24 protein-coding genes and 2 pseudogenes are annotated in these 22904 nt (G+C 60.1%); 19 read left to right on the forward strand and 7 right to left on the reverse strand.

Annotation, left to right across the window (positions count from 1 at the left end):
• The first annotated feature begins 63 nt into the window (after positions 1 to 63).
• From NHF48_RS00935 to NHF48_RS00950, 4 genes are all read left to right on the forward strand, one after another.
• Positions 64 to 252: a hypothetical protein gene (locus tag NHF48_RS00935; RefSeq protein WP_253069738.1), complete on the forward strand. Its 189-nt coding sequence runs from the start codon at positions 64 to 66 to the stop codon at positions 250 to 252.
• A 49-nt stretch (positions 253 to 301) separates the two neighbouring features.
• Positions 302 to 991, forward strand: coding sequence for a mechanosensitive ion channel family protein (locus NHF48_RS00940; protein ID WP_253069739.1), 690 nt, complete (start codon positions 302 to 304; stop codon positions 989 to 991).
• A gap of 66 nt (positions 992 to 1057) precedes the next feature.
• Positions 1058 to 2131 carry a mechanosensitive ion channel domain-containing protein gene (locus tag NHF48_RS00945; protein WP_253069740.1) on the forward strand — a complete coding sequence of 358 codons (1074 nt, stop codon included), beginning with the start codon at positions 1058 to 1060 and terminating at the stop codon, positions 2129 to 2131.
• Between the two features lie 37 nt (positions 2132 to 2168).
• Positions 2169 to 2393, forward strand: coding sequence for a hypothetical protein (locus NHF48_RS00950; RefSeq protein ID WP_253069741.1), 225 nt, complete (start codon positions 2169 to 2171; stop codon positions 2391 to 2393).
• A gap of 42 nt (positions 2394 to 2435) precedes the next feature.
• Here the strand turns inward: NHF48_RS00950 and NHF48_RS00955 are convergent, their stop codons facing one another.
• The 3 genes from NHF48_RS00955 to NHF48_RS00965 all read right to left on the reverse strand — a co-directional run bounded on the left by NHF48_RS00955 (position 2436) and on the right by NHF48_RS00965 (position 5441).
• The gene (locus NHF48_RS00955; protein WP_253069742.1) at positions 2436 to 2888 is read right to left on the reverse strand and encodes a hypothetical protein; all 453 of its coding nucleotides are present in this window, start codon (positions 2886 to 2888) and stop codon (positions 2436 to 2438) included.
• Positions 2889 to 2971: 83 nt separating this feature from the next.
• Entirely contained in the window at positions 2972 to 4012 is a 1041-nt protein-coding gene (locus NHF48_RS00960; RefSeq protein ID WP_263816578.1) for a zinc transporter ZntB, read from the reverse strand.
• Positions 4002 to 5441 (reverse strand): L,D-transpeptidase family protein, encoded by a 1440-nt coding sequence (locus NHF48_RS00965; RefSeq protein WP_253069744.1) that lies wholly within the window; start codon positions 5439 to 5441, stop codon positions 4002 to 4004. Before NHF48_RS00965 ends, NHF48_RS00960 begins: the two co-directional genes overlap by 11 nt.
• A gap of 703 nt (positions 5442 to 6144) precedes the next feature.
• Here NHF48_RS00965 and NHF48_RS25650 point away from each other — a divergent pair.
• The 4 genes from NHF48_RS25650 to NHF48_RS00980 all read left to right on the forward strand — a co-directional run bounded on the left by NHF48_RS25650 (position 6145) and on the right by NHF48_RS00980 (position 8030).
• The gene (locus NHF48_RS25650; protein ID WP_446741102.1) at positions 6145 to 6312 is read left to right on the forward strand and encodes a CorA family divalent cation transporter; all 168 of its coding nucleotides are present in this window, start codon (positions 6145 to 6147) and stop codon (positions 6310 to 6312) included.
• Positions 6313 to 6499: 187 nt separating this feature from the next.
• Positions 6500 to 6934 (forward strand): hypothetical protein, encoded by a 435-nt coding sequence (locus tag NHF48_RS00970; RefSeq protein ID WP_253069746.1) that lies wholly within the window; start codon positions 6500 to 6502, stop codon positions 6932 to 6934.
• A 25-nt stretch (positions 6935 to 6959) separates the two neighbouring features.
• The gene (locus NHF48_RS00975; RefSeq protein ID WP_263816608.1) at positions 6960 to 7535 is read left to right on the forward strand and encodes an endonuclease/exonuclease/phosphatase family protein; all 576 of its coding nucleotides are present in this window, start codon (positions 6960 to 6962) and stop codon (positions 7533 to 7535) included.
• A 3-nt stretch (positions 7536 to 7538) separates the two neighbouring features.
• Positions 7539 to 8030: a DUF421 domain-containing protein gene (locus tag NHF48_RS00980; RefSeq protein WP_253069748.1), complete on the forward strand. Its 492-nt coding sequence runs from the start codon at positions 7539 to 7541 to the stop codon at positions 8028 to 8030.
• A gap of 149 nt (positions 8031 to 8179) precedes the next feature.
• On the opposite strand, the gene NHF48_RS00985 is transcribed toward NHF48_RS00980, so the two are convergent.
• The 3 genes and pseudogenes from NHF48_RS00985 to NHF48_RS00995 all read right to left on the reverse strand — a co-directional run bounded on the left by NHF48_RS00985 (position 8180) and on the right by NHF48_RS00995 (position 10261).
• Positions 8180 to 8641 carry a hypothetical protein gene (locus NHF48_RS00985; RefSeq protein WP_253069749.1) on the reverse strand — a complete coding sequence of 154 codons (462 nt, stop codon included), beginning with the start codon at positions 8639 to 8641 and terminating at the stop codon, positions 8180 to 8182.
• A gap of 51 nt (positions 8642 to 8692) precedes the next feature.
• Positions 8693 to 8785: pseudogene (locus NHF48_RS25655) on the reverse strand (hypothetical protein); the annotation flags it as partial.
• Between the two features lie 984 nt (positions 8786 to 9769).
• A complete protein-coding gene (locus NHF48_RS00995) occupies positions 9770 to 10261 on the reverse strand; it encodes a hypothetical protein (protein WP_253069751.1) in 492 nt (163 codons plus the stop codon).
• A 237-nt stretch (positions 10262 to 10498) separates the two neighbouring features.
• On the opposite strand from NHF48_RS00995, the gene NHF48_RS01000 reads away from it, so the two are divergent.
• From NHF48_RS01000 to NHF48_RS01040, 9 genes and pseudogenes are all read left to right on the forward strand, one after another.
• On the forward strand, positions 10499 to 11800 hold the full coding sequence (locus NHF48_RS01000) for an SLC13 family permease (protein WP_151989598.1): 1302 nt from the start codon (positions 10499 to 10501) through the stop codon (positions 11798 to 11800).
• Positions 11801 to 11899: 99 nt separating this feature from the next.
• Positions 11900 to 12955, forward strand: coding sequence for a mechanosensitive ion channel family protein (locus NHF48_RS24465; protein WP_253069752.1), 1056 nt, complete (start codon positions 11900 to 11902; stop codon positions 12953 to 12955).
• On the forward strand, positions 12843 to 13208 hold the full coding sequence (locus tag NHF48_RS25660) for a mechanosensitive ion channel family protein (protein ID WP_446741095.1): 366 nt from the start codon (positions 12843 to 12845) through the stop codon (positions 13206 to 13208). Before NHF48_RS24465 ends, NHF48_RS25660 begins: the two co-directional genes overlap by 113 nt.
• Before the next feature lie 138 nt (positions 13209 to 13346).
• Positions 13347 to 14528 (forward strand): Na+/H+ antiporter NhaA, encoded by a 1182-nt coding sequence (nhaA, locus tag NHF48_RS01010; RefSeq protein ID WP_253069753.1) that lies wholly within the window; start codon positions 13347 to 13349, stop codon positions 14526 to 14528.
• Between the two features lie 142 nt (positions 14529 to 14670).
• Entirely contained in the window at positions 14671 to 15738 is a 1068-nt protein-coding gene (gene rodA / locus NHF48_RS01015; RefSeq protein ID WP_253069956.1) for a rod shape-determining protein RodA, read from the forward strand.
• A gap of 81 nt (positions 15739 to 15819) precedes the next feature.
• Entirely contained in the window at positions 15820 to 16842 is a 1023-nt protein-coding gene (locus NHF48_RS01020; RefSeq protein WP_253069754.1) for a potassium channel family protein, read from the forward strand.
• Between the two features lie 304 nt (positions 16843 to 17146).
• Positions 17147 to 18046: pseudogene (locus NHF48_RS01025) on the forward strand (BCCT family transporter); the annotation flags it as partial.
• 91 nt (positions 18047 to 18137) lie between these two features.
• On the forward strand, positions 18138 to 18584 hold the full coding sequence (locus tag NHF48_RS24470) for a BCCT family transporter (RefSeq protein ID WP_342454541.1): 447 nt from the start codon (positions 18138 to 18140) through the stop codon (positions 18582 to 18584).
• Positions 18505 to 19005 (forward strand): hypothetical protein, encoded by a 501-nt coding sequence (locus NHF48_RS01040; protein ID WP_263816614.1) that lies wholly within the window; start codon positions 18505 to 18507, stop codon positions 19003 to 19005. The genes NHF48_RS24470 and NHF48_RS01040 overlap by 80 nt, the downstream gene beginning before the upstream one ends.
• Before the next feature lie 172 nt (positions 19006 to 19177).
• Here NHF48_RS01040 and NHF48_RS01045 read toward each other — a convergent pair whose 3' ends face one another.
• Entirely contained in the window at positions 19178 to 20629 is a 1452-nt protein-coding gene (locus NHF48_RS01045) for an IS1182 family transposase (RefSeq protein WP_253069755.1), read from the reverse strand.
• A gap of 484 nt (positions 20630 to 21113) precedes the next feature.
• On the opposite strand from NHF48_RS01045, the gene NHF48_RS01050 reads away from it, so the two are divergent.
• Positions 21114 to 22199 (forward strand): sulfite oxidase, encoded by a 1086-nt coding sequence (locus tag NHF48_RS01050; protein ID WP_253069756.1) that lies wholly within the window; start codon positions 21114 to 21116, stop codon positions 22197 to 22199.
• Positions 22199 to 22639 carry a YidH family protein gene (locus NHF48_RS01055; RefSeq protein ID WP_253069757.1) on the forward strand — a complete coding sequence of 147 codons (441 nt, stop codon included), beginning with the start codon at positions 22199 to 22201 and terminating at the stop codon, positions 22637 to 22639. The genes NHF48_RS01050 and NHF48_RS01055 overlap by 1 nt, the downstream gene beginning before the upstream one ends.
• Positions 22640 to 22904: the final 265 nt, after the last annotated feature.

Consider the following 22904-nt stretch of genomic DNA (forward strand, 5'->3'; position numbering starts at 1 on the left):
GGAGGCAGCACCGGATAGACAAGCAGCATGATACCATTCCGACATCAAGAAAGTACCCGCCGCATGAGCGCCACTCCATCCGCTGCGGCGATCCATCCGTCTGAAATCTGGTCTACGGTCAATGGAATGGTCAACGGCTTTCTGGCGATGCTACCGTTGCTCGCCACGGGCATTGTCGTGTTTCTGGTCTTCTGGGGGGCTAGCCGTTGCGGCGCGTTCAGGGATCGAAAGGGTAACAGCTCGTCGATCTGAATATCCTGGCGCGGGCAAGGCGTTCGGAAGGCTCGCTTACATCGCGCTCATGCTGCTCGGCGTATTAATCGCCGTCACGGTCGCCTTCCCCTCCGTCACGCCGGCGAAGCTGTTCTCGGTACTGGGCGTCGGAGGTGTAGCCATTGGGTTTGCGTTCAAGGATATTTTCCAGAACCTCGTCGCCGGCATACTTCTCCTGATCCGCCATCCATTTCGTGCTGGCGACGAGATTACGTCCGGTACTTTTACCGGAACCGTCGAATCCATTGAAACCCGCGCCACCTACATCCGCACGTATGACGGCAAGCGCATCATCGTACCCAACAGCATCATCTACACCGAACCGGTGACTGTCATCACCGCCTACGGCCGTCTGCGCAGCCAGTATGACGTCGGTATCGGCTATGGCGATGACGTGGGGCGGGCCCGCGCTATCGCGCTCAAGGCCGTCAAAAGCATCGACGGCGTTCTGGCCGATCCAGCGCCGGACGTGCTGCTTTGGGACCTCGCAGGTTCATCACAGAATTTGCGGGTTCGCTGGTGGAGCAAGCCACACCGGGGCGACGTCGTGGCGCTGCGCGACCGGGTGCTCCAGACGGTCGCCGAAGCGCTCGCAGCAGGTGGCATCGATTTACCATTCCCGACGCAGGTCGTGCTGCTGCATGACCAGACCGAGGCGACCGATGGCAATCGTACAAAGCAACGCGAGGGGCTGGCCCGCCGGCGAAAATCCTCCTGAGCCGAGGCCCCTGAACCGCATCGAAATCGTTAGCGAACGCCCGTGATACGGCTATGCAGGTCTGGCTTGATCGCCGCGCTATTGGTGTGGGCAGTCCCTTCTCTCGCGCAGGAAACCGTGGCGACGGCGGAGTCGCCCCCTCCGGCGGCCGCGATAGCCACCAAGACGGCTGCTACCGAGAACACGGATATCTCGGGGCGAATTCGAAGCATCTTTTCCGAAATCGCGGCGCTGAAGGCGGTACAGGTGCGCGTGTCGGCAGGTGTGGTCACGCTGAGCGGTACGGTGCCCTCCGTCGAGGACATCAAGCGGGCTGAAGCAATTGCCGGGCGGGTCGCTGGCGTCGTGACCGTCCAGAATGACCTCATCCGCAATCTTGATGTAAACACCAATCTCACGCCGGCTCTTGGCCAGTTCGGAGATGATTTGCGCGACCTCGTACGCGCGTTGCCGCTTCTTGGAGTCGCCGTGGCGATCGGCCTTGTCATCGGCTTCCTGGGCTACATGCTCGCGTCGATCGATCGGCTGTGGCGCTGGATCGCGCCCAACCCGTTCCTTGCAGAACTCGCTGCGACCTTCGTACGGTTCGTGTTCGTCATTCTCGGGCTAATCGCGGCACTGGAGGTTTTGGGCGCTACCGCCTTACTGGGCGGCGTCCTGGGCGGTGCTGGGGTGATCGGGATTGCCTTGGGGTTCGCGGTGCGTGACACGGTCGACAACTACGTCTCCAGCCTCATGCTCAGCCTGCGTCAGCCGTTCCGCGCTAATGACCATGTCGTGATCGAAGGCAATGAAGGCCGCGTCGTCCGCCTAACGTCACGTGCGACCGTATTGATGACGCTGGATGGCAACCACTTGCGCATTCCTAACTCGATCGTCTTCAAGTCCGTCATTCTGAACTACACGCGCAACTCTGAGCGGCGCTTCGCCTTCGAACTTGGCGTGGATGCGGACGATGACCCTATTGAGGGCATGGCCGTGGGACTGGCAGCAGTGAACGGGCTTAAATTCGTGCTCGACACCCCCCAAGGCGACAGCGATCATCCAGGATGTAGGCGATTCCAACATCGTGCTACGCTTTTATGGGTGGCTCGACCAGAAAGACACCGACTTCCTCAAGGGGAGGAGTTTAGCGATTAACACCGCGGCCCAAGCGCTTACCAGCGCCGGTTTTGCTTTGCCGGAACCAATCTATCGGCTGCGCTTCGACGAAGGCGCCCCACTTCCATTCAAAAGCATGGATGTGGGAACCCAGGCCAGTGCAAAGCCTCCAAAGCCGGTGCCGTCGCCTCTGCTCGACCAGGACACCAGTCCCGATCTTCATATCGAGAAGCTGGTAGATGATGAGCGTGCGGCGACCGACAAGGACGACCTGCTGGACAACGGTCGTCCTATTGAGTGACAAGCTATAAATAGCGGCGCGTCCAGGAGGAATTATCGCCTCCTAGACGGTCTGATCGCGAAAACGAACGGCCTGCTCCCGCCAACCCTCACGAGCGATCGTTCCCTTTGTCCGGCCCAACTTTGCTTCAAGATCGGCTAGTTCCGAGTCCGATAGCCTGGCTATGTCGGCATAGGTCGTCAGTCCTTCGCGCTTCAACGCGTCGGCGCTGTCAGGTCCCACGCCGTTTATGAGCGTCAGGTTGTCGCCAAGCACCGTACTTCCCCAATGCGGGTGATTGCGGGTCTGATGCTCTAGCTGGCCGATCCGTCGGTTTGCCTCTGCCAAGGCAGCTACGGTCTGCTCGTGCCGTTCCGTCTCCTGGTGCAGGGCCCGACGTAGTGGCTTGGTCCTTGGACTAAGCAATAACCCCAGAATGATGCCAAGCAGTAGAACCAGCCCAACTATCACCGCCTGGTTCAGGCTGAAATCCAAGCGATTGGCGTAAATATCCATGGTATCTTCCGTAATAGAATTTAAAATCTTCTGGTCGAATAATCAAAAATAATGATAACATTCAAAACGTAGTAATCAGTAAACTAAAGCCACCTAAGTTTGCGAAATATTATAATCTGGACGGCAAGCACTAATGCTAGCAGAGCGACTGTAATCCAGAAGCCGTCTCCAGAATTTGTTCCGGGTATGCCGCCGACGTTGATACCCAGCAGGCCCGTGAAAAAGCTGAGCGGCAGAAAGATTGCTGCGATGATTGAGAGCATGTAGATCGTCTTGTTAGACTGAGCGGTTGCTCTGTTATTGATGTCGTCCTGAATGACCAACGCACTTTCCTTGGAGACGTCGAGATCTTCGATGTAGCGGCTTAGTCGATCAATCGTCTCGCGGATGTCGCGGCGATTTGTATCGCCAAGCCATGCGGGCGGATCGCGTGTAATCTGGAGCAACGCTTCGTGCTGCGGCGACATGTAACGTTTCAACGCCAGACAGTTGCGGCGGATATCGGCGATTGTAGAAAGGATCGTCTCGACCGGGAAGTCATCGTCGACCTCCTCGAGCTCGTCGATCCGATCGTTCATATCGACGATCGAGCGGTTCATCTTCGCGACGGTTTGCTCGACCAACTCGGTAAACAGATCTCCAGCGGTGCGTGGACCGCGTCCGCGTTCCATTGTCGCCAGCACGTCGAACGGCGTCTGCAAGCGCTGGCGCCTAAGCGTGACGACCCGCGTCCCGTCGCACCATAGCTGCATCGCTACCATATCTTCAGGCTGGGCATCCGGGTTAAAGTTGATCCCGCGTAAGATCGTGACCAGCGTATCCGCTTCGCGGAATGCACGCGGGCGGTTCTCGTCCGAGGTTAGCGCCTCGACCGTTGCATCCGACAGGCCAAGACCGTCTGCAATGATCGCACCAAGCCATTCCACGACTTCCGGGACGGTCCGATCGAGATGAAGCCACAGAAACTCGCCAGATCTTGAAGGCGTCCAAGCCTTTCCCCGGGCCCAGTCGATCGTTGTCAGCGTGCCTTCGGTGCTAATCACCCGTGCGAAAATCAGGCCGCCGTCTCGCGCGACGCGTTCCTCTTCTTCGCTAAGCCTCGATGACCCAACCTTACGGCCCAATGTCGATCGCCTTTGGCTTGGCCTGACGGGTCTTGGCATCGGCGAACCCCAGCTTCATGGCTATGGGGTCGTTCCACCCATAAGGATCGGTCCGAATGGAAACCGCGCCATCTTCTGCGACGAAGGCGTTGTGATACAACAGCCTCACCGGTATCTCGCGCGGCAGATCGACGATCTCGTAGTTGCCTGACTCGTGCGCCTTTGCCCAGGCGTCGCCGACGCCTTCCTGATCAGCCAGCATACTAGCAAACCCCAGAGCATCCGCCACGCGGACGCAGCCGTGGCTAAGATGCCGCTGGCTACGATCGAATAGCTCCGGCGCAGCGGTATCGTGGAGGTAGATAGCTTGGTTGTTTCTCATGTCGAACTTCACAAGGCCAAGCGCGTTTTCCGGGCCTGACGGCTGAACCCAATACCCGTTCACCCGCCTCATGTTCTTTGCCCGCACGGTGGACGATGATACAGGTATCGACTTTGGAACGGTCCAGGTCGGGTTGGCGACCAGCCGATAAATCGGCGATCCGAGCCCTGGCGTCTCGCGGTCAGGCTCACCGACAATGACCTTGCGCGTGTCGATCATCTTTCCGTCTCGGAAGTAGCGAAGCTCTGCAGTTGCCGTATTGACGTCGATGCGCGTCGCAGGCGGCGTCCGGGACAACCAGCGCCGCCGTTCAAGTCCTACGGCAAATGCTCTGGCGCGGTCGCCCGGGCGCAGCGTCAGAACGCCAAGCGTATTCTGCCCGATGATGCCATCCTCGCGAATACCGTAATCGCGTTGCAGCGCTTTCACGGCATTCGCGATGGCGGGCGAGTACTTAGCAGATGTATCGCCTTGGAACTGCGTGGCGAGATAACCGTCATCGCGCAATTGTCTCGCGATTTCCATTACGAGCGGATCCTTATCACCAGGGTGAATACTGTCAGTCAACGTGATCGTAGGCACTTGCGGCGCAGTATTACTGTTCGCGGTAAGATAGGCTTCGGACAAAGCGCGATATTCGCTGTCGGCAGGTGCCAATCCGCCCAGCCAATCCGTCAGCGTGCCGTTGAGAATCGCTTCCTTGAGGGGCCCTTTGAGATCTGCGGTCGGACGCGTAATCGTATATACCTCATGAAGAGACGATGGGTCCGTGACGCCGTGCGCCAACGCCAGTGCGTAACCAAGCGCGGCCTGAGTATAAGCTTTGTCGATGGAAGCTTCAGAGCCTTGATCGGCGTCGGCCGGCAGGAACGTGATGTGATCGAGCCCGTGCCGATCGCTGTGGGAGAGTGCGTTTCTGAGTGCAACCCGATTGGCATCGCCCCACAGAGGAGCTGAAACTGAAGACTGCGTAATAGCTGGGGCGTTCGATTTCGCCCACGCCGGCACAGCGACGCAGGTCAGCGCCGTCGAAGCGAGGATCGTGTAAATTCTGAGTGTCATCTCCATTCAACGATCATATCGCACGGTCGGGCCCGCAAATGTCACTACGCGGCTGTTGATGGGACTGTCCCGCTGGTGGCCAGCTATTCCAATTGGGAATTAGCTTCGAAGATTGTCAATCGTAAGCGAGCCAAACGACGTGAAGGTATCGGCCGCCGAATAGGGAAGCAGCAACGTTCGTCCGACCAGCAGAGAGCTGCAGCTATACACGACGTTCGGGACGTGGCCTTCGCGTTTAAGAGGAAGGTCAACGCTGCTTTGAGCTCCGGGGCGGAATCTGATCACATAACTTTCTGCCTTACCTATTTGGGTACGGGGATAAGATCGTTTGCATGACCCGACCCGTCTCCGAGTTCGGCCCACCTCCTTTGCAGTCAGCTCAATAATGAAACTGTACAATAATCCCGCTTGCGACGGATTAGAGCTCAAGGCGACGATACTATTCTGACAAAGCGAGTAGTTAAATCATGGTCAGTTTCGGTTCGCCTGCCCAGCATCCATCAAGAATTATCTGGCCTTGGAAGGCCTCTTAAATCGATATTTTATTGATCAAGCGGTGTTCATAATAGGCCCCTCTTTCAGCACGCCGGCGGTAACGTACATGCTTAGTGCCACCAACAACTTGCTGGCCAAAATTATGGTGGTCGGAGATGAATATTGTTATACAGTACGCCACCATTTATAGGAAAACTGCACAGTCAATAAGACAATCTACATGCTGTCGGTTATCGCTGCGATATTTCTGCCTCTCAGCTTTTTCACCGGACAGTTGGGAAGCAATCTCGGGGGCATTTCCGGCACCAACTCATATAACGGCTTCTGGATCACGGTCGCAATACTCGCTGAGGTGCTCCGCGTTCAGCTATTGATCTTTTAGCAGGTTGCGCTGGCTTTAACCGTCTGTCGTTTGCGTCAGCATCGAGCATCACGTACGCTGACCACGCAGAACTGAGGCCCAACCGCATTAAAAGTTTGCCCGCTTTGTGTGGGATGCGCATGCAGGGGCTATGTCTCCTAGCTACATTTTAGCGCCATTCAAAATGGGACGCTCAATCGCGTGGGTCGTGACCCTGCTCGCGTCTGTGCTGCTGATCGCAACCCTCATAAGCTTGGTGCATTCCGATATCTGGTGGGTGCAGGCGCTCAGCTTCCCGCGGATAGGGGCATTGATCCTTATCGGCATTGTCATGATTGGCGCCGTCCCGGTCCGCGGCGTGTGGCGCGGTGCACTGTTTATCATGCTGATCGTGTCTGCGGCGCTCCAGCTATGGCGGGTGTACCCGTATACCGCGCTGGCGCCGGTGGAGGTGGCGAAAGCTCGCTTTCCCAGCGGCGCCCGCGACCCCACCTGCTTCACCGTCCTGGGACTTAACGTCTACCAGCATAATCGCAATTATGCAGCGACACGGGCCCTGATCGAACGCGAGCAGCCCGACATTCTGCTGCTGATGGAAACCGATCAGCCTTGGATCGACGCCCCTCACGCCAACCCTGTCTAGCTACCCGGCTCGACTGCTTCGACCGATCGACAACACCTACGGGCTGGTGTTCGCAAGCCGCCTTTCTGTCACATCCATGCGAACCGAGAACATCACCGATCGCGATACACCTACCGTCTACGCGCGGCTGTCGACCCGCAGCGGTAAGCCGTTTGACTATGTAGGGTTGCATCCGCGTCCGCCTTTGCCGGGTCAGGATACGGCGCTGCGCGACCGCAAGATCGAGCATGCTGCCCTTCGTATTGCAGACAATCACGTGCCTGCCATGGCAATGGGCGATTTCAATGACGTTGTCTGGTCGCGTACTACACAGCTGTTCAAGCAGGTCGGCGGATATCTAGACCCAAGGATCGGGCGAGGCAGTTACCCGACTTTTCCGTCATCTGTTGTATCCATCGGTTGGCTGCTTGATCAGATGTTCGTATCCCGAAGCTTTACCTTTCGCTCGTTGCGCGTGCTGGAGGATGTAAGCTCAGACCATCGCCCGCTCGCGGCAGAGCTGTGCCTGAAGGCAACGGCCGGCATTCGTAGCCGGAACGCCGCGCCCGATCCGGTGACCGACGACGCGCGCGACGCGGCTCGCGCCATGGCAGAAGGGTAGATCATGCTAACGGGCAGCGTCTTTGGCTTGGTACGCATCCTGGTAGTGGGATCGCTGGCGTACCTGATCCTGATCGTGATCCTACGGGTAAGCGGCAAGCGGACGCTTGCAAAAATGAACGCGTTCGACTTTGTCGTTACGGTGGCGTTAGGATCGACGCTCGCAACTGTTTTGCTGTCTAAGGATGTGCCGCTTACCGAAGGCGTCCTGGGATTCGCTCTGCTAGCGCTCCTCCAGTTTGTGATTGCTTGGGCAGCCCAGCGGTTTGAGGTGCTCGAAGCAGCAGTCAAAGCCAAACCGTGTGTTCTTCTTCACGATGGCGTTATCGATGCTGATGCCATGTTGGCAGAACGTATCACTCAGGAAGAGATAGCCGCAGCGGTGCGAAAAGCCGGCTATGGCGATTTTTCGATGATCGCTGCGGTTGTCTTGGAAACCGACGGTAGCTTCAGCGTCGTTCCTAACGATGATGCAGGCGATCGATCGGCCCTATAGTCCGAACGTGATGACGGTCTGGGCGCGATATTCCCACCTAGTCGCAAGGCCCTAAGGCAATTGTCGTGCACTAGCACTTTTGAACCTACCCGTTATCTATCTCGTTCCGAAACGATCTGAAGGGGTGGTGCTGACCACTGCCGGCCGGGTCACTCTTTACGCAAGCTATCTTCGAGGATCAGCCGTTCGTGCGCGAGCGCCGCCTGGCTGATTAACGTGCTAAACAAGACGCCTCGATCGGCCCTGATTGGATCACGCCCATCAGAACGGACGAAAGCCAAAACCGCTAAAGTCCCAAGTGACGTCCGCAAAGGCTCAACCCGCCACTCCGCAGAAGCAATATTTGTCGTCCCACGACCTGCCGATACGCCATGCTCCCAACACCAATCCAGCGCTGCTTGATCGATCGGGCCCCAAGAAAGTGGATCCATTGTCGCGTCGACAAGTTCCAAACGTCCACCGCGTTCGCGGAAAACGGCAACGTCGGCCTTCAGCACGCTGCTGAACTCGTCACAGACTGCACCAGCCGTCTCTTTCCAATTTGCTGCACGAGCAAGGACCTGGGCAAAGGATGCGATGCGGGCATTCTCTTTCGCGCTGCGGTCACTCAAGGCAACCCGGCTCCGGAGCGCTTGCGTTACCCAGCTGGTGTAGACTGCGACCGCCAGTAGCGATGCCAGCGTCAAGAAAATGACGGGCGTTGTCGGTTCGAAGTGGAAACGAGGCTGAAGTAAGAAAAAATCGAAGCCCAGCACTGACGCCGTGGTCGCGGTGAGGGGCTGGCCCGATCCCGAAGCGGGCGGCCGCAGCGATCACAGGAAACAAGAACAGCAGGTTCAGCGGTCGTCCGCCGATCAACAGGCTTGCCAGCTCTGCAAGACAGAGCGTGATGGCGACGAGGCCTAAGGCGAATAGATGATGGCGTAGGTTGGGCTCTGATGGGAGCGATGCCTCTGCATCTGCTCCATCAAAGACTGATGCGGGCACGGTCGCTGGCGCGATATGGACCGTCACCGAAGGTAACCGCTCCTGTACCAACGATATCATCGACCGTTGAAACCAGCGGCGCTTAGGTTCGGATGTCGGGGCTCCGATGACGAGATGCTCAACGGGTGAACCTGCAAGATGTGCAACCAAGCCGCTTGCTACGTCGTCGTCGGGTTCGTTGCTGACTGTCGCCCCCCGACGCAAAGCCAGCGCTAACGCGTCGGCTGCTCTTCGTGCGATGGCGGGATCGCGAGCCGATCGAGGCGTCTCGATGAATACCGCGTGCCAGCTCGCACTTAGCGCCTTGGCCAGATCTGCAGCTAGTTCAACGACCCGCTCTCCGCTTCCCGATCCGCTTACTGCCGCAAGAATACAGGTTTCCGCCACCTCCTCAACCTTGAGCGAGGCATCTTTCGCGTTCAATCCAGACTCGTCGTGGAGGATCATGTGACAAACAGCTTTATGTTCAATTGCCACAATCTCACGTTCTGTTCGCCGACGGCCAGGTCGCTATCGTTTCCTTTGTCGACGGGTTCTCGATGGCGACATCGTCAAAGCTTACGGCAACGAGGCATACCGGACGCTGGTCCTTGCCCGCCGGCTGACGGCACCGAACTGTCGATCCATCGGGAAAGCGGGCTATGCGCCCGGAGAGGCGGACGCGCAGGCCTTGATCGATCTTGAGATCGGTCCCAGTTATCTGACGTACGCTCTCATAGGGCTTGCCCCCGCGTCTCGCGCTCCTCGCCCCATCATCGGAAAAAACTTCCGCCAACCCCGAGCGTCTGGCCCGGAAGCGTCACAGCATCGATGCCGAGTGGGGCGACGGGCAGCGAACCGGACTCGCAGGTCTCGCGCGACGACCACGGTCGCGCAATCCAGAAGCCCTCGATAGCCTCTTTCCGATTGGCCGAAGGCGTGGCGTTTGCAACGCTTGATGACGGTTCCTCCAGCCACTCGCTAGCATCGAATACAGCCGGTGTGACCGACACTCTGAGTGAGGATGACTTAGCGTCGTAGCGCCATTGGAATGCCTCGCGACTGTCTTCGCTCACCGGACCATCGCAACCGAACGGTAAGTCGACCTCAAACCGCAAACCCTCGGCAGCGGACGCCATCTCTGGAAGTCGCGCACCTGACGAAGTGGCGTCTGCCGCAGCGTTGGCAATCGCGATCATATCGCTGCGTGCCAGAATATTGGCGGCAGGCGCTTCGGGAACGGGCAGTTTTTTTGCGACCCGCACAGGCTCCGAACTTGCGACTGGCGGCGGAGGTAAGGGTGCGGTGCTCCGCCCCTAGGAGAAACCCGCCCCCGCCTAACAGAACGATCGCTGCGGCCGAGCCGGCAACGACGAGGCGACTTGTACGGGGGGTGGGCTCGATCATTCAGGAACTGTAGCAAATTTCTGACGATCCTCCATACCGCGTGGCATGAGGGTTACTTTGAAAAGCACTGGCTTCTGGTTACCGCTGAGGCGGTTATGACGCTCGACCAGATCGTTACACTGCTCGTACTGGGTTGTGTCGTCGCGGCGCTTATCTGGGACAAAGTGCGTGCGGATGTTGTAGCTTTAGCGGGCGCAGCCGTTTTGCTTATGGCGGGCGTGGTTCGCCCGATCGACGTTCAGGGCGCCTTTGCCAGCCCCGCTATCATCGCACTCGCCTCGCTTTTCGTCATTTCCTATGCGCTCGAACTGTCGGGATTGCTTGATCGTGCGATTGAAGCTGCCGTCGCGATGTGCCGGCGCTTAGGCGGAACGGGGGTCTGGCTGTTGCTAGGTATTGCCGGGCTCTTTTCCAGCGTGTTGAACAGCACCCCGATCGTCGTGCTGACCGCCCCCGTCGTCAAGGACGTCGCGGCGAGCCTGCAACTGCCGGCCAAGCGCTATCTGATGCCGCTATCCTACATCACGATCCTCGGCGGATGCTGCACGTTGCTCGGCACGTCGACCAACCTCCTGGTCGACGACATGGCGCGCATTGCTGGGCAAAGCCGCTTTGGCATTTTCGAGATAACGCCCGTGGGTGTGCCCGTTGCGTTGGTTGGCGGACTCTATCTACTGCTATTTAGCGGCAAATTGATGGGCACGCGGATGCTGGACCCGACCGATGGGCATCCGGATGCGACTATCAATGTTGCTGGCGGGCAAGTCGGGGACGCCGAGTTGTTTGCCGAGCGTCGTCCGTTGCAGCCCGTCAAGGCTGCCATCGCGCTTGGGACGTTCGTCGGCGCGATCCTGCTCGCCGCGCTCAACGTCGCGCCGATCGCCGCAACGGCATTTGCAGGAGCTGTGTTACTGATCTTGCTACGTGTCATCTCGGCCGATCAAGCCTATGGCGGCCTTCGTCCTCAGATCCTCATCCTCATTGCCGGCATGGTCGTCTTGGGGATCGCGATGGCGCAAAGCGGGCTCGCGAGTGCCGCCACGACGACGCTTATTGCCACTCTCGAGGGCGTCAGTCCGTTAACTGCTCTCATCGTGCTCTATGGCCTGACGATGGTTCTGACCGAGTTGCTCTCGAACGCCACCGTGGCCGTGTTGGTCACACCGGTCGCAGTGGCACTGGCGGAGAGTCTAGGAGTAAACCCTCGCCCCTTCCTTGTAGTAGTCATGATCGCCGGCAGTGCCTCATTTGCAACCCCATTCGGCTATCAGACGAACGTCATCGTTTATCAACTAGGACGCTATCGATACACGGACTTCCTTCGCGTGGGACTTCCGCTTAATCTTCTCACTGCTGTCGTCGCGATCACCACTACGTGTGTCTTCTTTCCGTTCTGATCCAGCCTCGACGCAGCACCTAAATAACCGCCATGGTTAGATTGCAATGGGGCGGCTACCAGCTGTGAATGACGTTGTGATCGTCGCCATGATTGTCGGGTGATCGACGCCGCAGAGCTGGCACTGGAGAACCGATTGGAACACGATGCCTGGTGGCAGACTTATCTGGATCAATGGACGGCGCTCCCGTTTCATGACCTGATCTCGGCTGTCGCAATCTTAAGCACGGCCCTCCTGCTGGGTATCATTGCAGCGCGCCTCGCCTGCCGGTACCTTCTGCCGGCCTTGGCGCCACGTCACGCGGACGTGATTGCGCCGCGGCTGATGGCAATTGCTCGCGCTGGTGTGACGGCGCTGGTACTGACGGCGTTTTTGGGCATTCGCGGGCTGAACCCCGGCGCGGACCTTCTCCTCGCCGGAGGTCTCGGCATCGCTATAGCGGTGCTGGCCTATGAGTTTGGCCGTGCGCTTGGCCTCCAAAGCCGGCCGGCGTCGTTGATCGCGGCCACGTTGTTCCTCATTGTGCTGGCAAGTCGACTGGGTGGCCTTAGCCCTCTGATCGCGGGACTAGATCGCGCCAGCATGAGGGTTGGCAACCGCCGCATCTCGCTGCTCGACATCGTCAATGCCGTCGGCTTGTCGCTCCTGCTGTTCCTCGCCGCGAGAGCACTCCTTGGGATTATCTTGCGCTGGATCGGACAGGCTCGGCTGCTCGACGCGGCGCAACGCGTGTTGTTCCAGAAACTCGCCCAGATCGCGGTTGTCACCGTCGCGATCTTCGTCGGTATCGACCTTCTCGGCATTGATCTCACAGCGCTGGCCGTGTTCTCTGGGGCGTTCGGGCTCGCGATCGGTTTCGGTTTGCAGAAGACGCTCGGCAATTTGATCGCCGGTCTCATTTTGCTGCTCGACCGATCGATCAAGCCCGGCGATGTCATCGCCGTGGGCGACACCTTCGGCTGGGTCAACAAGATCGGCGTTCGCGCGGTCTCAGTCCTGACCCGCGATGGCAAGGGAGCATTTGATCCCGAACGAACGGCTGATGACCGACGAAGTCGAAAACTGGTCTTTTTCCAGCCGGGACGTCAGGGTTCATGTTGGATTTCGGGTATCGTTCGATTGCGATCTGCGACTTGCGCAGAGGCTCGCCGTTGAAGCCGCATCCGTCTCGCCCCGTGTGCTGACCGAACCTGCCCCTGTCTGCTGGATCAAGGAATTTGGCGACAACGGGGTAGAGTTCGACCTGCGGATATGGATCGACAGTCCCGAGGCGGGGGTCGGGAACGTCACTAGTGACGTGTTCTTTCGCATCTGGGATCTGTTCAAGGAACATGGCGTCACCATGCCAGTGCCCCAGCGCGATCTCCGCTTTCATTCGCCACCAAGCGGGGAAATAACTCCGACATAGTCCACTGCCACCCTGATCGGGTTGCCCCGGTCAATTTCCGGTGCGATAGGGCGCGACGGGTGCTCTCATGTCAATGGGGCAGGTTTTTACGCTGGTCGGGCCGCCAGCGCTGAAAATTTGTGTCCGGAGACCGTCACGATGGGCCACTCGCGCCACGTACAGCCAAGCGCTATTCGCCGCTTTCTCGAAAGCCAGTCCTCCGCCGGTCTGGTGCTGATGGGCGCGGCGGTATTGGCGCTCATGGTAGCGAACTCTCCGCTCGGACCGAACTACGAGACCATCCTTCACGCCTACGTCGGGCCGCTATCGGTCGGGCACTGGATCAACGATGCGTTGATGGCGGTATTTTTCCTGTTTGTTGGCTTGGAGATCAAGCGCGAGATGCTGGATGGCCAGCTTTCGACTTGGTCGCGTCGCATATTGCCGGGGATCGCTGCCGCTGGCGGCATGATGGTACCGGCGCTCGTGTATCTCGTGTTCAACCGTGGTCCGACCGCTGCAGGCTGGGCTATTCCAGCGGCTACTGACATCGCGTTTGCACTTGGTGTGATCGCGTTGCTTGGTAATCGCGTTCCGGCATCGCTCAGAGTGTTTCTTGCGGCATTGGCGATCATCGACGACCTTGGCGCCGTGATGATCATTGCCGTGTTCTACACGGCGAAGCTGTCGATACCAGATCTTGCCGGGGCGGCCGTAGCGCTCATGGTTCTGATAGGCCTCAACCGCTTCGGCGTGCTTCGCCTTACGCCGTATCTGCTCGTGGGGGCGATCCTGTGGGTATTGGTGTTCCGTTCGGGTATCCACGCGACGCTCGCCGGGGTCGTGCTCGCCTTCACCATCCCGATGCAGTGCACGCCCGGCCGTCCCGACAATGACTCGGACAGCCCGTTGCATCGACTGGAGCATGCGCTGAACCTTCCTGTTGGCTTTCTCGTCGTGCCCATCTTCGGCTTGGCCAATGCCGGAGTGCCCGTGCTGACGCTACCTGCTGAGGCGCTGGTTGCGCCCGTGACGCTCGGCGTTGCCCTGGGACTGCTGATCGGGAAAATTACAGGCGTGTTCGGGTTCTCCATGCTGGCCGTTCGTCTCGGCCTGGCCGACATGCCGGCACATGCCGGGAAGCGGCAGTTGCTTGGTGTCGCACTGCTCTGCGGGATCGGCTTTACGATGAGCATCTTCATCACCTTGCTCGCTTTCCCCGGCAGCCAACTTTTGCAGGCGGAAGCCAAGCTAGGCGTTCTCGCCGGCTCCTTCCTCTCCGGGCTTCTCGGCTACCTCCTGCTCCGGAGCGTCACATCCGGCCGGCCGGCCGAAGGCTAGTACCGGCCTCCGAGCAACAGGGTGGCGCACGGACCAAAACGTGCCCGACGCGCCTGCCCATCATTGTTTTTGATACTGGACACGGGGAAAAATCTTGAGAGCTGGCACATTGCCCGCCCCGATCCGCGCATTGCCTTGGTCGATGCTCACGACGGTATTGGCGATCACCACGTTCGGGCTGGTAACGCTCTACTCGGCTGCCGGAGGGCATCTTGCGCCTTGGGCAACGAACCAGGCGGTACGTTTCGCCGTGCTGTTTGCAGGAATGCTCGTGCTCTCGCGGGTTTCCGTCGCGACGTGGAAGCAGCATGCCTACACCTTCTACGCCGTCACGCTCGCGTTGCTCCTGCTCGTCGAATTGTTCGGGCATATCGGCATGGGCGCTCAGCGCTGGATCGATCTGCGCATCATCCGCCTGCAGCCCTCCGAGTTCATGAAGCTCGCAGTCGTGCTGAGCGTGGCCCGCTTCTACGACACAGTACCGCCCGGTTTCATCAGCCGCCCCGGCGTATTGATCATCCCGGTTGCGCTGGTCGCGGTTCCGGCCGGGCTGGTGATGCTGCAACCCGATCTCGGTACGGCGATGATGATCACCATCGCCGGGACGACGATGATCTTCCTCGCGGGTACAAAAATGCGGTGGTTTATCGGCGCCGGCGCGATCGTAGGCGCCCTGCTGCCGGTCGCATGGGGGTTGCTGCACGACTACCAGAAGAACCGCATCTTGATCTTCATGGATCCGGAAAGCGATCCGCTCGGCACCGGCTACCATTTGTCGCAGTCCAAGATCGCGATCGGGTCCGGCGGTATTTTCGGCAAGGGGTTCCTCCAGGGCACGCAAAGCCACCTCGAGTATCTGCCCGAAACGCACACCGACTTCATCTTCTCGACGATGATGGAGGAATGGGGAATGATGGGCGGCCTGTTCGTTCTTTTGGCCTATGGCTACCTCGTCCGGTGGGCCTTGAACCTGGGGTTCGACGGCAAATCGATGTTTGCGCGTCTAGTCGCTGCCGGTCTTGCGATGACGCTATTTCTATACGTCAGCATCAACATCGCGATGGTCATGGGTCTGGCACCGGTCGTTGGTATCCCGCTGCCGCTACTATCCTATGGCGGATCAGCGATGATGACCGTCCTGATTCTGCTCGGGATCCTCATGTCGATCCATCGTGAACGATTCCAGGCACGCGATATCAGTGGTCTATGACCCCGCCAAATGCCAACAACTCAAGCCGATCCCCGACGGACCAGAGCTTCACAGCGGCTCTGCGGCGATGCAAGAGATAGCATGCACACTGACGATGCCGACACGGTGCACTATCGCCTTCGACGCCAGAGCCGAACCCCGGCGTGGCTGGCCTTGTCCTGGCGGGCGCTGGTCGCGCTGGCGCTGATCGGCATCGCGCTAGCGGTCCACTGGTTCGATCGCGACGGCTTACGGCAGAACTCGGGCGAGCCCGTGACGTTCGCCGACATCCTTTATTTCACGATGATTACCGTGACGACCGTCGGCTACGGCGACATCGTGCCTGTGACGCAGCAGGCGCGGATGTTCGATACCTTCGTCGTCACGCCGATCCGGCTCTTCGTATGGCTCATCTTTCTAGGTACCGCGTATGATTTTCTGCTCAAAGGCGTCTGGGAGAAATGGCGTATGTCGGTAATCCAGCGACATCTCGAAGGCCATGTCGTGGTCGCCGGTTTCGGCACGAGCGGGTCCGAGGCCGTAAGCGAGCTCATCCGTCGCGGTGCCGATCCGGGCACGATCGTGGTGGTCGATGAGCGCGCCGCGGCGTTACGCACGGCGGAGAGTTGCGGCACGACGGTGATGGAGGGGAACGCCACGCGCAACGCAGCGCTGGAGGCGGCCCGTCTTTCCAAGGCCCGGGCGCTCATCGTCTCCGCCGGTCGCGACGATACCTCGATCCTGATCGTGCTGACGGCGCGGCGGATCGCGCCCGATCTACCGATCAGCGTGGTGATACGGTCGGAGGACAACGAAGCGATCGCGCATCAGGCCGGCGCCAACGTGGTCATCAACCCGGCCAGCTTTGCCGGCCTCCTGCTCGCCGGCTCCACGCACGGCGCACATACCGCGGAATACATGGCCGATCTTGCCGCATCCGGCGGGCGTGTGATCCTGCGCGAACGCGAAGTCTCCGCAGAGGAAGTGGGCAAGCCGCTTGCCGACATCGCCACCGGGCTCGGTCACCGCATCTATCGTGGGCATCAGGACTTTTGCTTCTGGGAGCCTGAAGCTGCCTGTCTGGAAGCTGGCGATATTATTGTGGAAGTCATCCCTCGTCGTTGACCCCTTTTATCAAGTGGCAAGGCTTTTTCGGATAATTAAGCAAGCTCGAGCTTAGACTCCCGAATTAGCTAGACTGGAACTTAGGATCTTTCTTGAACTTGGTATAGCTCTAGGCAAGGAGCCTGCTGGCAGCCTCGCGAACCTGGCGTCCGTTTGGGTGCAACGGTGACGTTCCCCGTCCACTCGATTGGCCATCGTTGGCAGCCGGCGTTAAAATGGCAAAATGATGAAGAGCCAAATCAATCCGCGCGTGTTCTGGGGTGCGTCCGCCATCATTGCCTTGCTCTTGGCAACGACGCTTGCGATGCCAGGTACCGCAGACGCAGCTTTCAAGGCGGCGCAAAGCTGGGCGATCGACACTTTTGGGTGGTTCTACATCGCATCGGTGGCCGTGTTCCTGGTGGTGGTGCTGACACTGGGCTTCGGGCCGGCCGGCAAACTAAAGCTCGGACCGGACGATTCTGAACCCGATTTCCCGTATCTGTCATGGCTTGCGATGCTGTTCGCCGCTGGCATGGGCATTGGGCTCATGTATTTCGCCGTGGCCGAACCTATCCAGCATTACATCTCGCCCCCGGAGGCCAAGAGCGGCACCATTCTCGCCGCGCGCGAGGCGATGGCGATCACCTTTCACCATTACGGTGTACACGCCTGGGCGATCTATGCGCTGGTGGGGCTGAGTCTAGCCTATTTTACCTATCGCAAGGGCATGCCGCTGACGTTGCGGTCGGGCCTGTCGCCGATCCTGGGCAAGCGCATCAACGGTCCGCTCGGCGACGCGATCGACATCTTTGCGGTATGCGGAACGGTCTTTGGCGTCTCAACATCCCTCGGCTTTGGCGTCTCGCAGATGACCGCAGGCCTCGCGTATAATTACGGCCTGCCCGATACGATCACGACCAAGGTCATCGTGATCGTGCTCGTCATGGGGGCTGCCACGCTGTCGGTGCTGAGTGGCGCAGACCGCGGCATTCGGCGCCTGTCGGAGCTCAACCTGACGGTCGCCGTGCTGCTGATGCTGTTCGTCATGGCGGTCGGCCCGACGCTGTTTCTGCTGCGCGCGCTGGTACAGAACTTCGGGCTATACCTCGATCACTTCGTGATGCGCACCTTCACCCTTTATGCCTACGAGCCCCGCGCGTGGATGGCGGACTGGACATTGTTCTACTGGGCGTGGTGGATCGCATGGTCGCCATTCGTCGGCATGTTCATCGCCCGTATTTCGCGCGGTCGGACGATCCGCGAGTTCGTCATCGGCGTCCTGTTCGTCCCCCACCGCCTTCACCTTCCTGTGGATGACGGTCTTCGGCAACACCGCCATTTCGCTGGATCTAGGCGCCGCAGCAGGCGGGATCGCGGATGCGGTGCAGGCGGACCTGTCCACGGCCCTGTTCAAGTTTCTAGAGTATCTGCCGGCCGCAGGCGTTACCTCCACCCTCGCGATCGCGCTGGTTGCAATCTTCTTCATCACCTCGGCGGATTCGGGCGCACTCGTGATCGACACGCTGGCATCCGGGGGGCTGAGGAGACGCCGCGCTGGCAGCGGGTCTATTGGTGCGTGCTACTCGGCGTCACGGCCACATTGTTGCTGGTGGCGGGGGGCTTGGCGCGCTGCAAGCCGCGACGCTGCTCGCAGCGCTGCCCTTCTGCTTCATCATGTTAATGCTGGCGATCGGTCTGGTGCGCCAGACCAACGCCGACCTGGCCGGCATAACGCTTGCGGACGACGCGCCCGCAGTTAGCGAACGGATCAAGCGATTGCTGGTCCCGGCCCGCCGTACCGACATTATCGAACAGATAGCGCGTAACGGCGAACCGGCGCTGAAGTCGGTCTATGATGCCATGCAGTCAGAAGGCTGGACGACCAACGAGCTTACGGTCGAGGAAGGCCTCATCGTGCTGACGGTCGGCAGTGGTGATGCCAATTCGTTCATCTACCGGCTTGCGCCACGGGCCCGACCGCTTGCTGCCTATACCGCATTGGAGGCGCCGGAAGCGCGTCGCAGCATGGCTTGGACAGTGGCAGCGCAGGCAAACGGCGAAACCAAGTTTCGCGACCTGACTGGCTTTTCCGCTGATCAAATTGCCAGTGACGTGCTGACCCAACTCGAACGATGGCGCCTTGCTGGAGCCTTGGGTGCTGCTGACGGCATAGGTCGCTAAAGTACTACAGAGCGTGTGGAAAGTCGTGAGCAGCGCCTGGACGGTGGCGGATTTCGCTTTCTGAGTGGCCGCCCAAGCCGAACAAGGCGTAATCCTGCCCTCTGACCGCCTGAGGCCTTCAGATGCCGTTTATCCAAAGCCCAGCGGTTCATTGGGGCGCGAAAGGGCCGTTTTACGCCCTCGCTGCGGCGATCAGGCCCGGGACACCGACCAGGGTAATGGCCCGTCTGACGTTGTAGGCGAGCGCGGTCAGGCTGAACTCGCCGCGAACGTTCTCGAGCCGGCGCATCAGGAACGCGCCCTGTCCCATCCACTGTTTGATGGTGCCGAAGGGGTGCTCGACGCTGTTTCGCCGGTGGTCGAGCACGTCGGGGCGCAGTGCCAACCGCGCCGCCATGCGGTCGAGAACGGCCTCGTTCTCCAGACGCGAGACGCGGCGGAATGACCGAGTACAGCGCGATCTCAGCGCGCACGCCTTGCAGGCATCGCGGTTGGCATAGTCGACCTTCACATTGTCGCGTGACTTGCCCCTGTAGCGCGGCGAGAGCGCTGCCCCGGCCGGGCAAACGAAGACGTCCCGGTCAGGCTCGTAGTGGAACACGTCCTTGCCGAAGAAGCCCTCGCGCACGGCGGGGCCGCGGATTGGCTTAGGCACATAGGCGGTAACTCCGGCCGATTCGCAGGCCTCGATGTCCTCGATCTTGAAGTAGCCGCGGTCGGCGACTGCCTCGATACGCTCGACGCCGAGCGCCTCCATGGCCGCTGTCGCGGTCTGGGCAAGCAGGCCTAGGTCGAGAACCTGGTTGCTCACTGCCTGCTCGGCGATGAGCTTGTGCCTCACGTCGACGGCGAGCTGGATGTTGTAGCCGACCCCCACTTTGGTCATGCGCGCCATCGCGCGGGCATCCGGATCGGCAAGCGAGATCTGGTCGGCGCCCGTGCGATCCAGTTCGGCGAGCATCTCCTTGTCACGGTCGCGCTTGCCTTGGATGGCGGCGATCTTCTCGGCCAGTTTGCCTTTACCGCCGCCCGGACCACCGCCGGAACCGACGGTCGGCGTGCGGTCTTCGTTGGCATCGCCCTCGTCGAGCCGTTTCATGTAGCCGGCGAGCTTCTCGTCGGCGTCCTGGATGAACTTGGCGAGCGACGCCCGGGTGAAGTTTCGGGTCTTGTTGTTGACCGCCTTGATGCGCGTGCCGTCGACTGCCACGAGCTCGCGCCCAAACAGATCGAGCTGACGACACAGCACCACGAACTCGCGGAACACCGTCTTGAAGGCGGCGCGGTTGTCGCGACGGAAGTCCGCGATGGTCTTGAAGTCCGGCTTGAGGTGCCGGAGCAGCCAGATGACCTCGATATTGCGGTGTGTCTCGGTTTCAAGGCGCCGGCTCGACCGGACCCGGTTCAGGTAGCCATAGATGTACAGCTTGAGCAGATCAGCCGGATCGTAGCCTGGCCGACCGGTAGTCTTTGGCCGTACGCGGACGAACCCAACTGCATCAAGGTCGAGCCCGTCGACAAAGGCCTCGATGAACCGAACCGGATTATCCGGTCCGACATAATCATCCACCGCTTCGGGCAGCAGCAGGAGCTGCGAGCGGTCCGTTCCAGACAAATGCGCCATGCCACAAACATACCATGCGCTGCGATCTACGGGAATCCTCAGACCGGGTTCTCACACAGTCTGACTAAGTTTAGCGACAGCAGGGCGGCCCATTGCTTTGTAACTGTCGATGCTGATCGGCGCGGCCTGTCAGTGCTACGTGTCATCCGCCCCAGTGTCGCCTATCACCCGTTTGTCGTACACCTGCGATGGCGACAGGGTTTTCCGCCATTCCTGCTGCCTAGCGACGACTTTTTAGAGAAAGCCGTCATTTAAGGACGGGTCTTGAGCGTCGGCTTAGCAGAAAGCTGTCGTAGCAAGCTCAGCTACTCCGCGTCGATGTCCGGGAAAGGTGGGTGGCTAGCGCTCGGCGTCTTTCGCGCGACGGCATGGCGATCGCTTCCCCCGCCTTTTAGAAAGAAATATGCCATCGAAAGAGTCTGGGTGACATCGCCCAGCAAAACGATCGATTACGCTGTTGATTTCATCATGGTAGGCCACTTGCATGACCGCATCCGATCGCGCCGAACAGAATTTGATCCTCCGCTGTCCGGAGCCGCTCAATGCGGAAACGCTCCCGGATAAATTGATCGCGTCCTTCCTGACGCCGCAGGCGAACTTCTACATCCGCAGTCACGGACCAACGCCGGCGCTGGCCGACGATCACCGTATAGCGCTGGACGGCTTGGTCGACCGCCCGTGCTCCTACACGGTTGCCGAACTTCGGACGGCATTTGCGACCCGGACGGTGACCGCGACCATGCAGTGCGCCGGCAATCGTCGGGCACATCTTCAAGACGTGGAAAAGACATCCGGCGATCCCTGGGACGTGGGCGCGATCGGCAATGCGGCGTGGACCGGCGTGTCGCTCCGCGACGTGCTCGCCGCAGCTGGCATCCAGGACGGCGCGTCGTTCGTCGGCACTACGGGTGCCGACGACGTCGATGTCGATGGTGAGACGGCGCCGTTCGGTGCCTCGATTTCGATCGCTAAGGCGCTCGAACCCGACGTGCTGATCGCCTGGGCCATGAACGGCGAGGCGCTTGCCCCCGAACATGGCGCCCCGCTGCGGCTCGTTGTGCCGGGCTATGCGGGCGTTCGTAGCGCCAAGTGGCTAACGCGCATCGAGGTGCGAGATCGCCCGTCCGATGCGCCAATCCAGGCCAAGGACTACAAGCTCTTTCCGGCGTCGGTAGTGAAGGAGGAAGCAGATTGGGATCGGGGCCTGACGATCGAGGAGATGCCGCTCAACGCTGCGATCTGCTCACCCGTGGACGGCGCGCATGTCGGCGTCGGCGCATGCGGAATCGCGGGCTATGCGGTCGCCTTCGGCCGAGCGGTCGCCCGCGTCGAGGTCTCCGTCAATGGCGGCACCGACTGGCTGCAGGCGGAACTGACCACGGAACCCGATGCACCCTGGAGCTGGGCGCAGTGGCTCGTCACGGTCGATCTGTCTCCTGGTCTCAACGTCCTGGTGGTGCGCGCCGTCGATGGTGCCGGGCAGATGCAGCCCGAACGGCCCGAGGCGATCTGGAACTTCGCCGGCTATCTCTCGACTGCCTGGCATCGCATTACCGTCACCGCCGGCTGATGGACGCGCCGCACGACGCCGATCGGGCCCATGCGAAGCTGGCGGAGAGCGCGAGCACGCTGAAGGACAGCGCAGTCCAGCAGGTGAACAGCGCCGACCGTCGCACCGAGCTTGCCGCAGACCGCACAATCCTCGCCGGCGAACGCACCTATGCCGCTTGGGTGCGTACCGGCTTAGCGGCACTCGCTTCCGGTATCGGCGCCCGCGCGCTGCTTAAGGACGTCGTGTTCCCGTGGCTGGCGACGGCGACCGGGACCATGCTGGTCCTTTTCAGCGCTTTTTGCTTCGTCGCCGCGGTGTGGCGAGAGATGGGCGCCGGTGCCCCGCCGCCAAGACCGGACATCAAGCGCCTGCCGGCCGCATTGCTTTTGATAGTGAACGGGTTTCTCATGCTCGTGTCGCTGGCCGTGCTCGTCGGCATCTGGACGGCGCGCTCGTAACGCAGCAACATAACCGGCGCTGCGAGCCGATCAGCTCCAGCAGCGCATCCGCGGCTTAGCGGCACCGCCAGCAAGTGATCCGTATTAGCAACAACATCTCTTCGGATGGGCACTTGCCATCGACATTCGTAACCGAAACAGATGCTTAGCTAAAGGATTTAGATTGGTCGTTCAGTGGGTGCTAACCTCGAGGAGATAGCGCCGTCGGCAGAGCCGGAAAACGCTCGGCGCGAACTGTTCGCCCAGTGCTAAGCGACGGCACCCA

It is taken from the genome of Sphingomonas sp. H160509 (assembly GCF_024124765.2).
In the GTDB taxonomy this organism is placed as follows: domain Bacteria; phylum Pseudomonadota; class Alphaproteobacteria; order Sphingomonadales; family Sphingomonadaceae; genus Sphingomonas.

Coding starts and splice junctions, on each gene's coding strand:
- NHF48_RS00935 (WP_253069738.1), top strand. CDS start 64: ATGAGCGCCACTCCATCCGCTGCGGCGATCCATCCGTCTGAAATCTGG.
- NHF48_RS00940 (WP_253069739.1), top strand. CDS start 302: ATGCTGCTCGGCGTATTAATCGCCGTCACGGTCGCCTTCCCCTCCGTC.
- NHF48_RS00955 (WP_253069742.1), bottom strand. CDS start 2,888: ATGGATATTTACGCCAATCGCTTGGATTTCAGCCTGAACCAGGCGGTG.
- NHF48_RS00965 (WP_253069744.1), bottom strand. CDS start 5,441: ATGGAGATGACACTCAGAATTTACACGATCCTCGCTTCGACGGCGCTG.
- NHF48_RS00980 (WP_253069748.1), top strand. CDS start 7,539: ATGCTAACGGGCAGCGTCTTTGGCTTGGTACGCATCCTGGTAGTGGGA.
- NHF48_RS01000 (WP_151989598.1), top strand. CDS start 10,499: ATGACGCTCGACCAGATCGTTACACTGCTCGTACTGGGTTGTGTCGTC.
- NHF48_RS25660 (WP_446741095.1), top strand. CDS start 12,843: ATGACCGACGAAGTCGAAAACTGGTCTTTTTCCAGCCGGGACGTCAGG.
- nhaA (WP_253069753.1), top strand. CDS start 13,347: ATGGGCCACTCGCGCCACGTACAGCCAAGCGCTATTCGCCGCTTTCTC.
- rodA (WP_253069956.1), top strand. CDS start 14,671: ATGCTCACGACGGTATTGGCGATCACCACGTTCGGGCTGGTAACGCTC.
- NHF48_RS01020 (WP_253069754.1), top strand. CDS start 15,820: ATGCACACTGACGATGCCGACACGGTGCACTATCGCCTTCGACGCCAG.
- NHF48_RS24470 (WP_342454541.1), top strand. CDS start 18,138: ATGACGGTCTTCGGCAACACCGCCATTTCGCTGGATCTAGGCGCCGCA.
- NHF48_RS01040 (WP_263816614.1), top strand. CDS start 18,505: ATGCTGGCGATCGGTCTGGTGCGCCAGACCAACGCCGACCTGGCCGGC.
- NHF48_RS01045 (WP_253069755.1), bottom strand. CDS start 20,629: ATGGCGCATTTGTCTGGAACGGACCGCTCGCAGCTCCTGCTGCTGCCC.
- NHF48_RS01050 (WP_253069756.1), top strand. CDS start 21,114: ATGACCGCATCCGATCGCGCCGAACAGAATTTGATCCTCCGCTGTCCG.
- NHF48_RS01055 (WP_253069757.1), top strand. CDS start 22,199: ATGGACGCGCCGCACGACGCCGATCGGGCCCATGCGAAGCTGGCGGAG.